Annotated in this window: 15 protein-coding genes; 5 read left to right on the plus strand and 10 right to left on the minus strand. The window is 46.6% G+C overall.

Annotated elements, in window-relative coordinates; translation table 11 throughout:
• Position 1 precedes the first annotated feature (1 nt).
• The 5 genes from BIZ39_RS13155 to BIZ39_RS13175 all read left to right on the plus strand — a co-directional run bounded on the left by BIZ39_RS13155 (position 2) and on the right by BIZ39_RS13175 (position 4,511).
• Entirely contained in the window at positions 2-673 is a 672-nt protein-coding gene (locus tag BIZ39_RS13155) for a TenA family transcriptional regulator (protein ID WP_014975712.1), read from the plus strand.
• Positions 674-738: 65 nt separating this feature from the next.
• Complete coding sequence (locus BIZ39_RS13160) at positions 739-1,584, plus strand: SDR family oxidoreductase (protein ID WP_168533655.1); 846 nt, start codon at positions 739-741, stop codon at positions 1,582-1,584.
• A gap of 15 nt (positions 1,585-1,599) precedes the next feature.
• On the plus strand, positions 1,600-2,301 hold the full coding sequence (locus tag BIZ39_RS13165) for a tetratricopeptide repeat protein (protein ID WP_168533657.1): 702 nt from the start codon (positions 1,600-1,602) through the stop codon (positions 2,299-2,301).
• 188 nt (positions 2,302-2,489) lie between these two features.
• Complete coding sequence (locus tag BIZ39_RS13170) at positions 2,490-3,137, plus strand: hypothetical protein (protein ID WP_187447190.1); 648 nt, start codon at positions 2,490-2,492, stop codon at positions 3,135-3,137.
• A 207-nt stretch (positions 3,138-3,344) separates the two neighbouring features.
• Positions 3,345-4,511: a hydroxymethylglutaryl-CoA reductase gene (locus tag BIZ39_RS13175; protein WP_187447191.1), complete on the plus strand. Its 1,167-nt coding sequence runs from the start codon at positions 3,345-3,347 to the stop codon at positions 4,509-4,511.
• 91 nt (positions 4,512-4,602) lie between these two features.
• Here BIZ39_RS13175 and BIZ39_RS13180 read toward each other — a convergent pair whose 3' ends face one another.
• From BIZ39_RS13180 to dsbC, 10 genes are all read right to left on the minus strand, one after another.
• A complete protein-coding gene (locus tag BIZ39_RS13180) occupies positions 4,603-4,971 on the minus strand; it encodes a YbaN family protein (RefSeq protein WP_039235872.1) in 369 nt (122 codons plus the stop codon).
• A 294-nt stretch (positions 4,972-5,265) separates the two neighbouring features.
• Positions 5,266-6,216 (minus strand): nucleoside triphosphate pyrophosphohydrolase, encoded by a 951-nt coding sequence (mazG, locus tag BIZ39_RS13185; protein WP_187447192.1) that lies wholly within the window; start codon positions 6,214-6,216, stop codon positions 5,266-5,268.
• Complete coding sequence (gene relA, locus BIZ39_RS13190; protein WP_110288478.1) at positions 6,194-8,377, minus strand: GTP diphosphokinase; 2,184 nt, start codon at positions 8,375-8,377, stop codon at positions 6,194-6,196. Before relA ends, mazG begins: the two co-directional genes overlap by 23 nt.
• Positions 8,378-8,389: 12 nt before the next feature.
• Complete coding sequence (gene rlmD, locus BIZ39_RS13195; protein ID WP_187447193.1) at positions 8,390-9,850, minus strand: 23S rRNA (uracil(1939)-C(5))-methyltransferase RlmD; 1,461 nt, start codon at positions 9,848-9,850, stop codon at positions 8,390-8,392.
• Positions 9,851-9,951: 101 nt separating this feature from the next.
• The gene (gene acpS / locus BIZ39_RS13200; protein ID WP_187447194.1) at positions 9,952-10,332 is read right to left on the minus strand and encodes a holo-ACP synthase; all 381 of its coding nucleotides are present in this window, start codon (positions 10,330-10,332) and stop codon (positions 9,952-9,954) included.
• A 27-nt stretch (positions 10,333-10,359) separates the two neighbouring features.
• Positions 10,360-11,097 carry a pyridoxine 5'-phosphate synthase gene (pdxJ, locus tag BIZ39_RS13205; protein ID WP_014975702.1) on the minus strand — a complete coding sequence of 246 codons (738 nt, stop codon included), beginning with the start codon at positions 11,095-11,097 and terminating at the stop codon, positions 10,360-10,362.
• A 165-nt stretch (positions 11,098-11,262) separates the two neighbouring features.
• Entirely contained in the window at positions 11,263-11,976 is a 714-nt protein-coding gene (recO, locus tag BIZ39_RS13210) for a DNA repair protein RecO (protein WP_061094242.1), read from the minus strand.
• A 55-nt stretch (positions 11,977-12,031) separates the two neighbouring features.
• Positions 12,032-12,313 carry a hypothetical protein gene (locus BIZ39_RS13215; protein WP_014978360.1) on the minus strand — a complete coding sequence of 94 codons (282 nt, stop codon included), beginning with the start codon at positions 12,311-12,313 and terminating at the stop codon, positions 12,032-12,034.
• Positions 12,314-12,394: 81 nt separating this feature from the next.
• Positions 12,395-14,116 (minus strand): single-stranded-DNA-specific exonuclease RecJ, encoded by a 1,722-nt coding sequence (gene recJ / locus BIZ39_RS13220; RefSeq protein WP_081099331.1) that lies wholly within the window; start codon positions 14,114-14,116, stop codon positions 12,395-12,397.
• Positions 14,117-14,359: 243 nt separating this feature from the next.
• Positions 14,360-15,036: bifunctional protein-disulfide isomerase/oxidoreductase DsbC (gene dsbC, locus BIZ39_RS13225; protein ID WP_187447195.1), on the minus strand; the 677-nt coding region annotated here is incomplete at its 5' end.

Below are 15,036 nucleotides of genomic sequence, written 5' to 3' on the forward strand. Positions count from 1 at the left end.
TATGAATTTCTATCAGCAACTTCAAAGCAACACCGAACATGCCAGACAGTCATTCTTACAGGCGCCGATTATACAACGCTGCTTTAACGGTGATTTTAACCTAAACGACTATATTGCCTTTCTTCAACAGGCTTATCATCACGTTAAGTTTACTGTTCCCCTGCTTATGGCTACAGGTGCCAAACTCAACGAAGATAAGGAATGGCTAAGAGAAGCAATTGGTGAATACATTGAAGAAGAAATGGGTCACCAAGAGTGGATCCTTAACGACCTTGCAGCCTGTGGCGTTGATAAAGAACAGGCGAGGATAAGTCAGCCTGCACCCGCCACCGAATTAATGGTTGCCTATGCTTTTGATGCAATAGCACGCAAAAGCCCACTGTATTTCTTCGGCATGGTATTCGTTTTAGAGGGCACAAGTATAGCGCTTGCCGACGCGGCTGCAAAACAAATCAAAGACAAGTTATCTCTGCCTAAATCAGCGTTTAAATACCTTACCTCTCACGGTGCGCTAGACCAAGAGCACATTGTTTTCTTTGAAGGGCTTATGAACAAAATTACTGACCCCAAAGAGCAGCAAATGATCATTCACAGCGCGAACATGTTTTATCGCTTATACGGAGATATCTTTCGCGAATTAACACCTGAACACGGCTTGGAACAGGTTGCTTGAATTCAAGGGTTTACCTCTGGTGCTTATCCCCCGAGGTAAATTGATAACACGTTAAGGTAAATACAATGAATATTCAGTGGCGTAATCAAGTGGTACTTCTTACAGGTGCAACTGGCGGTATTGGTCAAGCAATAGCCAAGGCGCTTGATGAAAAAGGCGCGCACATTATCCTAACTGGCAGAAGTAAGGCGAAGCTCGAACAGCTGCAACAAAATTTAACCCTTCATCATACTGCCATTGTGGCTGACATTACGTCAGATGAAGGTAGAGATAGAGTAGTAAGTGCCTGCCAACGACTTCCTTTAAGTATTCTGGTTAACAATGCTGGCATTACCTATGTGGGCGAGTTTGAGGGCACCCCAATCGAGTCAATTGTGTCGACAAATATGCTGGCTCCGATGCTACTAACCCAACGCCTACTGCCGTTACTCGAACGTAGACCGTCTGCGCACGTCGTGAATGTAGGCTCAGCTTTTGGAAGCATAGGTTTTGCTGCGCACGGAACCTACTGCGCAACTAAATTCGCTTTGAAAGGCTGGACGGAAGCGATGCACAGAGAATTCAGCGATAGCAAAATTAAATTTCACTATCTAGCGCCACGCGCAACGCGTACCGACATAAATGACGATCGCGCTAATGCGCTAAATGAGGCATTGGGCAACCAGACAGACGAGCCTGATACAGTAGCGCAAGCATTCATTAAACAGTTAGAAAACAATTTGCCAAGGGTCGCGCTCGGACGTGCTGAACGCTTTTTTGCCAAGCTTAACGCGCTAGTTCCTAGTGTTGTTGACAATGCGTTGGCAAAGAAACTTCCAACAATTAAACGCTATGCCTTTCAAAAAACGCAATCACAAGACAAACAGACCAGCGCTCAAAACGAAACCCGTCTGGGTAACAAGCTGGTTTAACACGAGGACATTATCATGAAGAAATTAACCACGCTTAGCACCACGGTAATTCTGGGACTCGGTTTGGCATTAAGTCACACTGCTATGGCTCAAGCTAACGAAGTCACAGAAAGTACAGCGCCGACATCAGCCTTAAGCGAAACGGCTACCAGCCCTTTAAAGATACTTCAGCATCAATGGGCACATATTAACTATGAACTTGATGATGCAGAAAAGGAAAAAGCATTCGTCGCCCTTATTAATACCGCTAAATCTTTCGTAAAGGCGGAACCCAATAACCCTGAGTTATTGATTTGGCAAGGCATAATTCAATCCAGTACAGCCGGTGCCAAAGGGGGACTTGGTGCTCTGGACTACGCAAAGGATGCTCGTAAGAGTTTCGAACATGCAATGCGACTAGATGAAAATGCACTCTCGGGCTCAGCGATGACCAGTCTAGGCGTGCTGTACCATAAGCTTCCGGGTTGGCCTATTAGCTTTGGTAACGACAAAAAAGCAGAGAAATTGCTGAAGCATGCACTTGAAATAAACCCTGACGGGATAGACCCCAACTATTTCTACGCCGAGTACTTGTTCGATAATGGAAAATACGAGCAAGCGCTCAAGTTTGCCAAGAAAGCGCTCGACGCCCCAGCGCGCGCTGATCGTCCTATTGCAGATTCAGGTCGCAAAAGAGAGATCGCTTTATTGGAAGCGAAAATAGCGAGAAAAAGTTAGTCACCCTAAAGGTATACAGGGAAAGGCAATGCTCTTATTGCCTTTCCATTTTCAACAAGTATTAGATTTTCACTGCAAATACCGTTAGATTAGCCGCCGATTCAACGATAATTCATGAAATTACTAACAATTTCGTCGAGTTATCTCGTTTATTCCTAACTACCTCTATCTTATAAAGGCGACTTTTCATGCAGAAAAAGAATTTCTTCTCTCCTTTTCTATTCATCCTTATTACTACGTTGTCGATATCTACGGTTCATGCAAGCAACCCTGATTTACTACCGTTACAACACGCGTGGGCAAAAGCGAACTATGAGCTTGAAGGTGAAGCCCAATTAGAGGCATTTTCTACATTGATAGCGCAGGCGAAAGTGTTAGTCGAGCAATCAGAAAATAGCGCTAAAGCACTGACCTGGCTAGCTATCTCTCAATCAAGTACAGCAAGTGCGAAAGGCGGTTTAGGTGCCCTGGACTTTGCTGAAAGTGCGAAGGAAAATTTAGAACGTGCCATTGAAAAAGAGGAAGCGGTATTAGAGGGGACGGCACTCACTGTATTAGCGGCACTTTATCATAAAGTACCAGGCTGGCCAGTTAGCTTTGGAAGCGATAAGAAGGCAAAACAATTATTTAAGCGTGCATTAGAAATTAACCCAGAAGGTATGGACCAAAACTTCTTTTATGCTGAGTTTCTTTTCGACGATGGTGAATACGAAGAAGCCCAAGGGTTTTTAATCCGTGCTCAAAACGCGCCTGAAAAAGCCAACCGCCCTCTAGCCGATAAAAAACGCAGAGAAGAGATTGCTATACTTCAGGCAAAATTGGATAAAAAAGCATAGTATCATTTGCTTTATGCGGGGCTATCGCGTGTCGCTTATGAGTTCGAAATAAGCAACATCCCCGCTTTTTGCGTGTAGAAAGGTGAATTTAACGCCTTTCTACATAAACAGCACATACATAGGTGGCACTTATCCTCATGTATAAATTGTAAACAGTTCTCATTCGGTATCTGCACTCCTATTATGAGAGAAAAAAGGAGTGGCCCAATGCCTAAAATCCCACGTTCCTCAGACAACGACTATACTCAAGAGATGAGCCGAACACGCCGCGAGTTTATTGCGCGCGAAACCGGCACTCAGCTAAATCACTTAGGACACTATTCTATCCCGCCTGAAACATTGTCGGGAAACATAGAAAACTTCGCCGGTGTTGCACAAGTGCCTATTGGCTTCGCAGGGCCAATGCTAGTGAATGGAGAGCACGCCAAAGGTGAGTTCTACGTTCCAATGGCAACAACAGAGGGCACCTTGACCGCCAGCTACAGTAGAGGCATGCGCTTAACAAGAGAGGCTGGAGGCATAACTACCACAGTCATTGACGATGCCATGCAGCGAGCGCCTATGTTCGCGTTTTCTAACGCAAGAGAAGCCCTCGAATTTGGCAAATGGGTCGAGCAAAACTTTGAAGCCATCAAACGCGCCAGTGATAACACCACCAGCGTGGGCAAACTAAGGGATATCGAGCAGTACGCTGCGTCTAAGCTTCGCTGGCTAAGATTCAATTTCACCTGCGGCGATGCGGCAGGTCAGAACATGGTAAGTAAAGCCACTAAGGCGGGTTGTGAGTGGATACAAGCGAACTACCCACGTCCTATTGAGCACTTTGTACTAGCCGCTAACCTTGATACCGATAAAAAGCACTCTCACTTAAACTCTCTGCATACCCGCGGAAAGCGCGTTGTAGCAGAAATAACCCTGCCAAAACAACTTATGACGGAGATTATGCATTGCCCGCCAGAAGCATTATTCAAACAGCGCCAGTATTCAAATATGGGCGCACTAATGGCAGGTAGTGTTAATAACGGTGCCCACTTCGCTAACGGCATCACCGCTATGTTTATCGCTTGCGGGCAAGATGTCGCTAATGTGGCGGAGTCGTCGGCGGGGTTTACCTACGCTGAAATTACGCCAAATGGAGACTACTACTTCTCTGTGACTATTCCTTCGTTAATCGTTGCTACATACGGTGGAGGAACCGGTTTAGCTACACAAAACGAGTGTTTAAACGTACTTGGCTGCACAGAAAGGGGCAGTGTAAATAAGTTTGCGGAAATTGTCGCTGCGACCGTATTGTGTGGCGATCTGTCGCTGGGTTCTGCAGTCGTCGCAGACGAATGGGTAAGCAGTCACGAGCGACTGGGTAGAAACCGTTAAAGGTTTTTAAATCTGTCACCTAACGCTTAGCAATGCAGTTCGAATAAACTGTGCGCTACTGCCGAAGGTAACTAAATTCTGTATAGAGAAATTATACAGCAGGTATGCTGGGGCGCGTAACAACAAAGTACGCGCCTATTCCCATAAATAGACCTATGCCAATGTAAGCTGGAATAGGCATTGATGCGAACAGGCAAACCAGAATAAAGCTCACCAACATACTGCAACACGCTATGCATTTCACTTTTTTCGAAATTGCACCATGTTTTCGCCACGCAACAAGACTGGGGCCATATTTAGGGTGTTGAAGTAACCAGTTTTCAAGGCGCGGTGAAGATTGAGTAAAACAAAAAAGCGCACCTATCAAAAAAACAGTTGTTGGCATTACCGGCAAGAATGCGCCAATAATACCTAGAAGGGTAAAAAACAACCCGAGTGATAAATACAGTACTTTTTTCATGAAATACCAACGCCCAATGCTAGCCGATTCCTTGGTAGGTGCTGTGACCACACACCCGCTGAACACTTTTCCGAAGTGCTAAATTTATACAGTCATTTTAGATAGTATGGATCTATGTAGCCTTGTCGTAAATCAAACCTACCTTTTAACCCAACGCCAAAATAACTAGGTTTCCACCTTCATTGGTCTAAATTTGTAGTACTAACATGTGCCCGGTCAAAAGTGATGAGCAAATCCGAGACCTCACTATCTGGCTGATTTTCAAACTTAATAGTGAAGTTGTAGCAGGATAAACTACTTCCTATCGGACGACTGTTTAACCTGCTGCCACAGCGCTTCCATTTCATCAAGCGTCAATGTGTCGAGCTTCTCGCCCTGCTCTGCCGCCAAGCGCTCTACACCTTTAAACCGGTTAGCAAACTTGTTACTGGCGTTTCTAAGTGCGGTATCAGCATCTACCTTGCAATGTCTTGCCAAATTAACCATGGCAAAAAGTGCATCACCAATTTCTTCTTCAATAGCTTGTTGGTTGTCGGGCACGCCACTTTTTAAAGGAGCAACACCCGCATTCAGTGCCCCCTGTGCTCGCTGCTTGAAGTCTAGCTCTTGCTGAATCTCTTCCACCTCTTCGCGCACTTTATCTATGACTGGAGCGGCATTAGGCCAATCAAAGCCTACCTTTGCACAGGCTTTCTGCAGCTTTTGCGCATACATAAGTGCCGGCATACCTTTGGGGACGCTATCTAAAATACTGGGCTCCATTGCTTCGTCGTCTTGCTTCAAACGCTGCTTTTTAAGCTGCTTTTCTTGGGCTTTGATAGCATCCCACTGCGCGTTTAAAGCACTGTCGTTCAATTGGGTACGTTTTAGCGTGAGGTTTTTATTTGTATCCCCTGCTCCCTCAGATGCGAGCGGGTTAGCAAAAACATGAGGGTGACGACGCACGAGCTTATCACTAATGCTTTGCGCCACATCGTCAAAAGTAAATGCGCTAGATTCACTGGCTATCTGTGCGTAGAACACCACTTGAAACAGCAAATCACCCAACTCATCTTTAATGTCATGCATATCACCAGTGGCAATAGCATCAGCCACTTCGTAGGCTTCTTCTATGGTGTAGCGAGTTAGGCTTTCCATGGTTTGTTTTACATCCCACGGGCATCCAGATTGCGGGTCGCGCAGCTGCGCCATAATGTCAAGCAGCCGCTGCGTTTCACTAAGCTTAGCTTTGTTTGCGTTTTGCATCAGTCACGCCTTTAAGCTGTCGCAATCGGGTTAACACTTTTGATACGGTGTCGAGATCGTGCACCTCTATCGAAATGGTGATAAGCGCCGTCTGTCTGTTTTTATCACTTAGGCTATTAACCCCCAAAAGCGGCACGTTTTCATTCGCCAGCACCGTGGTGATATCGCGCAACAGGCCGGTTCTATCGTGACAGAATATATCTATGCCTGTCTCAAAGCCCACTTTAAGCTCTTGTGACCAATTCACTTCTATTTGACGCTCAGGATGTTGTGACAATAAGTGCTGCAGCTGGTCGCAGCTTTCTTTATGAACGCTTACACCACGGCCTTGTGTGATATAGCCTAAAATTGCTTCGCCTGGTACTGGCTTACAGCAATTCGCCAGCTGGCTCATTAAGTGGCCCACGCCCTGCACCACCACTGCATCTTTTTTGCCCGTCCCGGCAGCAGTTTTGCGCGTTTTAACCTTAGGACTAATTTCGGGTTCTGGGGCTGGAGGCTCCTGCAAGTGATGAATAAAGTTAATCACCTGCATAACGCGCACATCACCGGCACCTACCGCAGTGTACAAGTCATCGAGGGTTTGTAAGTTAAACTTCTCAAATGCCTCATTGGGTACTTTGGCAGGTAAGTGGGCACGCTGAAGTTCGCGTTCTAGCAGCTCTTTACCGGCAGCCAGGTTTTTGTCCCTGTCCTGCTTTTTAAAGAAGGAATGGATAGTGGCACGCGCCCGTGATGAATGCACATAGCCAAGGCCCGGGTGCATCCAGTCGCGACTTGGGTTTGGCTCTTTTCCGGTGAGTACTTCTATCTGATCGCCACTTTGCAGTAAATAAGTGAAAGGCACTATTCGCCCATTCACTTTTGCGCCAATGCAGCGATGTCCCACATTGCTGTGAATATAGTAAGCAAAATCAAGTGGTGTAGCGCCTTGGGGAAGGTCAATAACATCGCCTTTGGGTGTGAACACGTACACCCTATCATCAAACACCTGACTGCGAAGTTCTTCAACCAAATCGCCAGATTCGGCCACTTCCTCTTGCCACGCTAGTATGCGGCGAAGCCAGTTTATGCGCTCGTCATAGCCAGACTGCTTGCCCGTACTGCCCTCTTTATATTTCCAGTGAGCAGCCACACCCAGCTCTGCATCCTGATGCATTTTCTGCGTGCGAATTTGAATCTCAACCGACTTCCCTTCAGGCCCCACGATAACCGTGTGAATAGACTGGTAACCGTTAGGTTTAGGGGTTGCGATATAGTCGTCGAACTCGTTAGGTAAGTGCTTATAGCTGGCGTGAACCGTACCAAGCGCGGCGTAACAGTCTTGAAGTCGCTCGGCAATAATACGCACCGCACGAATATCAAAAAGCTGCTCAAACGTAAGGCGCTTTTTCTGCATTTTTTTCCAAATGCTGAATATGTGCTTAGGACGGCCGTAAACCTCTGCGCGAATTTCTTCGCTATCAAGCAAGCCCTGCAAGTCGCCTACTATGGTTTCTATGTACTCGGCGCGCTCTCTGCGCTTGCCGTCAAGCTGATGAGCTATTTGTTTGTAGGTGATGGGATGTAGATAGCGAAACGCAAGGTCTTCAAGCTCCCACTTTAACTGACCAATGCCCAAACGGTTTGCCAGTGGCGCATAGATGCTAGCGCATTCGCGGGCCACCATAACGCGGGTTTCTTCGTCGGCTTTTTTAACCTGTTGCAATGCACAAATGCGTTCTGCCATTTTGATCACAACGGCACGCACGTCTTCTACCATCGCCAGCAGCATACGACGAATACTGTCTATGTGCTGTTCGTCCGACTTTTCTGCAAAGCCAGAGCCTTTTACTTTACGCGCATGTAGCGACTTAATGGCATCCATTCGGCGCACGCCAACGATCAGGTCGCGTATTTCCCCGCCGAATTCTTCATAAATATCGTCTTCACTCAAGGCGTGCTGTTCGCAATATGGAAAAACCAAGGCTGCCTGAAGCGTTGCGTCATCCATATTGAGCTGACACAAAATCTCAACCATTTCCTGACCAACCAACAGTCGCTCGGGAATAGATGACACTGCACTTAGTTTTTCTTTTGTTTCTGCACTTAACTCAAGGCTATCTAACCACGCTTCAAAGGGTGGTCGGTCGGCTTGGTGGACCTTTCTTGTCGATACCATATCCTTTACTCGTTACTGCTGCTTTCGCGTAAACAAGGCCATCATTTCCATGTGATGGGTGAAGGGGAACATTTCTGCTACGCCCGCTTTTTCCATTTCATAACCTCCGTCTATCAACACCTTCGCGTCTCTAGAAAACGTACTTGGGTTGCAAGAAACATACACTATCGTTTTTGGTAGTGCTTTTACAAGCGCATGACAAACGGTCAACGCCCCTTCTCTTGAGGGGTCTAGTAGTACCTTATCAAAGCCCAGCTGTAATGAAGCCTCGACGTTGGTCTTATCAGCCAAATCTAAATGCAGCCACTCTACATTTTCAATGCCCTGTTGCTGTGCATTGTCTTTGGCGCGGCGCACCATCTCTGCCACACCTTCTACCGCCTGAACCTTTGCACCTAACTTAGCAATAGGTAAAGTAAAATTGCCCAGCCCGCTAAACCAATCAGCGATACGTTCGCTGGGCTTTGGGTTTAGCCAACCTATTGCCTGATTAACCATTTTTTCGTTAACCACTTTATTAATTTGAATAAAGTCGTTAGCACTAGGTGAAATTGAGCAGCCATTTACCGTGTTCATCACCATATCAGTACCACGGCCCACACTGCGAATGTGCCCCTGCTTATTTTCAAGCTTTAATTCAATACCGCAGACACCAACTGATGAACTCGTGTTCACCAATTCGCTCACTGCATCAATAAGCTCAGCTTCAAGGGCTTTGGTGTGTTTAATAACAAGATGCGAGGTGTTGTCGCCTGCAATAAGGCTGATATGTCCAATATGACGCGCTGACTCGAACCCTGTAAGCGCTTCTCGTAAAGGGCCAATAAGTTTAGATAGCGGGTCGACCAGTATTGGGCAGGTTTCTACATTGATAACGTTACTGCTATTTGCTTCACGAAAGCCTAACTTAATTTGATTGGGGTTGCGGGCATCTATAGCCAGTCTTGCTTTCCTGCGATATTGAGGGCGCGGCCCTGCTAAAGGTGCTTGCCAAACATTTGGCTTCATTGCAAGGTGACGTTCCATCATCACTTTAAGAGCACGGTCACGTTGCTCAAGGGCAGCGTCAGGCTTTATGTGCTGTAGCTGACACCCACCACATGCATCAAACACAGGGCAAAAAGGCGCTTGTCTTTCATCACTTGGCGAATGAATGTTTGTCGCCCTGGCGTTAATGACTTTCTTTTTGCTAGATAGCACCTCTATGTCGCAGGTTTCTCCTACAAGGGCACCTTCAACAAATACCATCGGATTGCCGCGCACTACGCCATTGCCCATCCAGTCCAAATCTTCAATGGTGACCGTGTTAGGCTTTTGACTTTCACTGGTATCCGCTGCTTTTTTCCTTTTCCCAAATCGAAGTCCTGCGACCTGCGCGTTGGCTCTGGCATTCCCTTTTTTTGAAGCGCCACGCTCAGTAAGCGACGTTTTGCCTTTTTGCTTGCTACGAGATTGTTTAAAAAGGTTTGCCAAGTGTGACTCCGGTTACTTGCTTTACGTCGTTTGATGTTAGTAGAGGTTTTTGCGCGCGCTCACCAAATAGAAGTCGCCTGCGTGGGTTAGGGGCAGTTGCTCTATTCAGACTCTAGTATAACGGTGGCGACAGCATAATGCTGCTCATCTGAAATACTGACCACGCTTCGCGTGATACCTCGGTTTTTGCACATTGCAGCAAACTCGCCAGAAAAATGAAGCTCTGGCGCACCTAAATCGTTATTGCGCACTTCTATATGCTGCCAGCTGATCCCGTTTCCAATCCCTGTACCAAGGGCCTTCACTGCCGCTTCCTTGGCGGCAAAACGTTTGGCTAAGAAGCGGACTGGCGTACCGTGTTCGCTGAACTGCTGCCACTCGGCAGGCGTAAGCACTCGCTTGGCTAAGCGTTCATTAGCGCCATCGCCTTTACCAAGTCGCGCTATCTCTACAATGTCAGTACCTAGCCCTACAATCGCCACGTTATCTACACCCTTTTGAATCTAAGGTTAAATGCCCGCTCGTGCTTCTAGCATAAGTTTACGCATATCAGCTACAGCCGTATGAAGGCCATCAAACGCGGCGCGAGCAATGATAGCGTGGCCAATATTAAGTTCGATTAACTGAGGGATAGCCGCAATAGGCTTAACATTGTGATAGTGCAAGCCATGACCGGCGTTCACTTTAAGCCCTAAGCTATCGGCATACTCGATACCTTCAACTAAACGGGCTAGCTCTTTATGCTGCTCTTCTTCGCTGGTGGCTTCTGCATATTGGCCTGTATGAATTTCGATGTAAGGAGCGTTACATGCTGCTGCCGCGTCAATTTGCGCTTTGTCGGCATCAATGAACAACGACACCAAAATGTTCGCATTAGCGAGTCGCTCGCACGCCGCTTTGATGTTTTCAAAATTCCCTGCCACATCAAGACCACCTTCGGTAGTCAGCTCTTCGCGCTTTTCCGGTACTAAGCAACAAAAAACAGGCTTCACTTCTTCGGCAATGGCCAGCATTTCATCGGTTACCGCCATTTCCAAATTAAGTCGGGTATTAATGGTTTGCGCTAAAATGCGTACATCGCGGTCTTTAATGTGACGGCGGTCTTCACGTAAATGAACAGTAATGCCGTCTGCACCTGCACGCTCGGCAATATCCGCTGCGTGCACTGGATCTGGGTAATGCGTACCGCGCGCATTGCGCAGCGTTGCAATATGGTCGATGTTAACGCCTAATAAAATCGTGCTCATTTCACCACCTAACCTTTAAGAGCGATAGAAGAGGCCTGCTCTTCCTGTTTAATACGTTGCTTTAAGGGTAAAAATACCCTTTTAAGGAAAGTCGCAATTGTAGCAAATTTTTTTGTAGAACGTGCTTATTAAGCGTTTGAGTTAAGAGAAAATAATTTAATGCTATTACCGCGGTTTGGGCATAAAAAGCTCGCGGCTTTTAAGTGGCTTTTCACCAATTAGCGGCTTCAGCAAGTCCCGGCAAAGCACCTTAGCCACTTTTTTACTAAGCGGCGTAAATTCCCCCTGTGATAAACTAAGCAGCGCTTGTCCAGGAAAGCCTCGCATACCGCGGGGACCAGCCATATCGTCAGGCAGTCGCACGAACCCTGCGTCTATCTGAAAATGATAACTACCGGTTTCTTCTATGGGCAATTCGTACTCGACGTCGGTGGTGAAGTCGGGCAACAACCCCATTTCGTCAAGCAGTGCAAATTCGAATTGACGTAAGGTCACTTCTATGTCGCTATTATCACGAAGGGACAGCAGCGCATTTTCATAAGCATTGTGAACGCCATCGCTGGCAAGCCCTGCCGGCATAACGCGATTAGTTAGCTCGTTAACGTACATGGCGCAAAATAACGCCGTGCCCACAAGGTTGATGGAAGGCGAAACGCTTTCAACGTGACGTAAGTTTTTTAACTCTGACTTTCCGCTTAACTGTAAACGAAGATGCTGAAAAGGTTGAAGCAGGCTTTTTTTGTCAGATTTACTATTCTTCACCCCTTTCGCTACCGCACTAACACGCCCTTCTTCTAGGGTAAAAAAGTCAACAATATAGCTGGTCTCCCTGTAAGGGCGTCTATGCAGTACATAGGCATTTAACCATTCATTATTCATTGTTGCTCACTGTGTGTTAATTGTTGTCGAAGTTGTGCCTGTGGCAACGTTAATATCAGCTGCGCTTAATTCGTACCACTTTCATGGTTTCAAACTCAATGCCAGCCAGATCTTCAACGTGGCGATAGTAGGTTACGTTCACTCGCGCGCCTTTTAAGCTTTGGTATTGCTGTTTACGCCGATAGATAAAAGGGACATCAATACCTTCTAGCATAATGGTGTGGCGAATCCAGTCGCTGTCTTTCTCTTCTCGCTGAACGTGGGAAATCACTTTTGCATTGTCGGTTTGATTCAGCTGACTATGCTTATCCACCAGCTTTTGTCTTTCGCTTTTCACCTTTGCCCCTTCTTTCCACAACTTTACGCTTATTGCTCGTTAGGCTTACTGGCCATCCGTCTGCGTGTGAACTCGCTCCTGCTAACGCGCTTCTATTTGCTCTACAATAAGTTGCACGGTTTCCTGACCGCGAAATACGTTGATATCGAGCCGATAGGCAATATGCACGCGTTTGACCATGGCATTCGGCCATGATTTTAAATCAACGTTAAACGCAATAGCATCGACCTCGTTAGCACCGTCACTTTTTAACACCATTTTTAGGTGCTTTTGGCCAACTAAGCGCTGGTCAAGTAGTGCAAATTCACCATCGAATAGCGGTGATTCAAAGCCCTGACCAAACGGACCTGCTTGACGTAATAAATGCGCAAAGGGTAAACACAGCTCTTCCGACGACAAGTCACCGTCGGAAAATAAGGCATGATTACCATCAAGCTTTGCCATATGCGCACGCGCAATATTAACAAAAGCACGCTCGAAGTCTTGAAGCTTAGCTACGGGCAAGCTTAATCCAGCGGCCATGGCGTGCCCGCCAAATTTTTCGATAACGCCAGGGTAGCGCGTATTAACTTCATCAAGTACATCGCGAATGTGCACGCCAGGAATTGAGCGTGCAGAACCTTTAATGATCTCGTCGTCTTGATGGGCAAAAGCGATAACAGGCTTAAGGTACTTCTCTTTCAAACGCCCTGCTACAATACCAATAACCCCTTGGTGAAAGTCTTCGCGATAAACCACCAGTGCGCTTGGCATATCGCCTTCATTCAGCGCCATTTGCTCTAGTACGGTTTCCGCTTGTGCTTTCATGCCGGTCTCAATCTCACGGCGTTCTTTATTAAGCGCATCGAGTTCCGCAGCGATCATTCGCGCTTGAATGGTTTCATCTTCTAATAAGCACGCAATGCCTTGGGACATATCGTCTAATCGACCCGCGGCATTAAGCCTTGGCCCAACCACAAAGCCTAAGTCAGTTGAGGTTAAGTGAGCGCAATCGCGATTCGCTACTTCGACCAATGCTTTAATGCCAGGTCGACACTTACCTGCCCGAATCCGCTGAAGGCCTTGATGAACTAAAATTCGGTTGTTTTTATCAAGCACTACTACATCGGCCACGGTGCCAACCGCAACAATATCAAGTAGCGACGCTAGATTTGGTGGCGCTACTCCCGCTTTTTCAAAATGCCCTTGCTGCTGTAACTCGGCTTTAAGTGCTAGCATGATGTAAAAGGCAACGCCAACCCCAGCCAAATTTTTAGAAGGGAATTCACAGCCAGGTTGGTTAGGATTTACTATCGCATCAGCAGGAGGTAGAACATCGCCTGGCAAATGGTGATCGGTAACAACAACCTGCATTCCCAACGACTTTGCATGGGTTACACCGTCAATACAGGAAATGCCATTGTCCACTGTGACAATAACCTCTGCCCCCTGTTTGGCAGCTTCATCCACAATAGGCACGCTAAGTCCGTAACCGAAGTCAAAGCGGTTAGGTACAAGAAAATCAACGTTGTGATAGCCCATGGCTCGAAGCGCCAATATGCATACCGATGTACTGGTTGCTCCGTCGGCATCAAAATCGCCCACAATAATAATACGTTTATTTTGTACAACAGCATCAGCGAGAATTTGCGCGGCCTGCGGCATGCCCTTCAAGACATTGAAATGGGTTAGTCCTTTTAGACCATTCTCCAAGTCATCTAAATTCGCAATATTACGACCGCGATAAATTCTATCGATAACAGGATGTAAGTCGGAACTAAGCGAGGCGCCGGTAACCTCACGGCGAACAATAGGCAAAATCATGAAATACCACTAACCAAAACTGTAAATGCAGTTGTCGATGCCAGTTCAAATAGGCTTTAATTAAAAAGACTGGAGTCGGGACACTTGATAATTAGTGCAGATTCCAAGTAAACGCCCGTGTGAGCTGCAAAGCAAAACTGTACGAAAAAACGCTAGAAAATATGAGGACGAATAATACCGCAGAAAACAAAAAAACGCACAAAGCGTGCGTTTTTATCATATTTAAGGTTAAGGACTGAATCGCTATTCAGCTTCCTCCAATGCTTTAGCAAGCAACGCAGCTGGCTGATAACCAGGAATCAATGAACCGTCTGGCAGTACGATATTTGGCGTGCCATTCACGCCTAATTTTTGACCTAACATGTACTGCTCTGCCACTTTATTTTTACAGCTTGCGCTAGCTACGTCGTTACCCGCTTTAGCTTTAGTTAACGCTTTTTGCGGATCTTTCGCACACCACACCGACACCATATCGTTGTAGTTTTCACTGTTTAACCCAGAACGTGGAAACGCAAGGTAGTGTACGGTGATGCCCGCATCGTTGAGTTCATCAATCTCGTTGTGAAATTTACGGCAATAGCCACACGTAATATCAGTAAATACGCTTATTTCATGCTTTTCGTTCTTGGCCTTAAACGTAATAGACGATGATTCCATCTCTTTTACGCCCTCTTTGCGCAGCCCAGAAAGTGCCAGTTCTGTTTCGTTACGCATCTCTTCATCAATGTTGAAAACACGGGCCTGAAGCAGATACTGCCCGTTTTCACTTACGTAAAACAAACCGCGGTTTGTTGATACTTGGACCAAGCCAGATACTGGAGAGTCGGCAATGGTTTCTACATCCAACCCTAACATTGACGATAACTTGTTGCGGATAGCGGCTTCGTCAGCTGCCTGCGCGCTAAGACCCAGTAATGATC

Source organism: Alteromonas sp. BZK5 (assembly GCF_014349115.1).
Lineage (GTDB): Bacteria > Pseudomonadota > Gammaproteobacteria > Enterobacterales > Alteromonadaceae > Alteromonas > Alteromonas macleodii.

Excerpts from the sequence above, each read along its gene's own strand:
- BIZ39_RS13155 (WP_014975712.1), top strand. The coding sequence starts at position 2 with ATGAATTTCTATCAGCAACTTCAAAGCAACACCGAACATGCCAGACAG.
- BIZ39_RS13160 (WP_168533655.1), top strand. The coding sequence starts at position 739 with ATGAATATTCAGTGGCGTAATCAAGTGGTACTTCTTACAGGTGCAACT.
- BIZ39_RS13165 (WP_168533657.1), top strand. The coding sequence starts at position 1,600 with ATGAAGAAATTAACCACGCTTAGCACCACGGTAATTCTGGGACTCGGT.
- BIZ39_RS13170 (WP_187447190.1), top strand. The coding sequence starts at position 2,490 with ATGCAGAAAAAGAATTTCTTCTCTCCTTTTCTATTCATCCTTATTACT.
- BIZ39_RS13175 (WP_187447191.1), top strand. The coding sequence starts at position 3,345 with ATGCCTAAAATCCCACGTTCCTCAGACAACGACTATACTCAAGAGATG.
- BIZ39_RS13180 (WP_039235872.1), bottom strand. The coding sequence starts at position 4,971 with ATGAAAAAAGTACTGTATTTATCACTCGGGTTGTTTTTTACCCTTCTA.
- mazG (WP_187447192.1), bottom strand. The coding sequence starts at position 6,216 with ATGCAAAACGCAAACAAAGCTAAGCTTAGTGAAACGCAGCGGCTGCTT.
- relA (WP_110288478.1), bottom strand. The coding sequence starts at position 8,377 with ATGGTATCGACAAGAAAGGTCCACCAAGCCGACCGACCACCCTTTGAA.
- pdxJ (WP_014975702.1), bottom strand. The coding sequence starts at position 11,097 with ATGAGCACGATTTTATTAGGCGTTAACATCGACCATATTGCAACGCTG.
- recO (WP_061094242.1), bottom strand. The coding sequence starts at position 11,976 with ATGAATAATGAATGGTTAAATGCCTATGTACTGCATAGACGCCCTTAC.
- recJ (WP_081099331.1), bottom strand. The coding sequence starts at position 14,116 with ATGATTTTGCCTATTGTTCGCCGTGAGGTTACCGGCGCCTCGCTTAGT.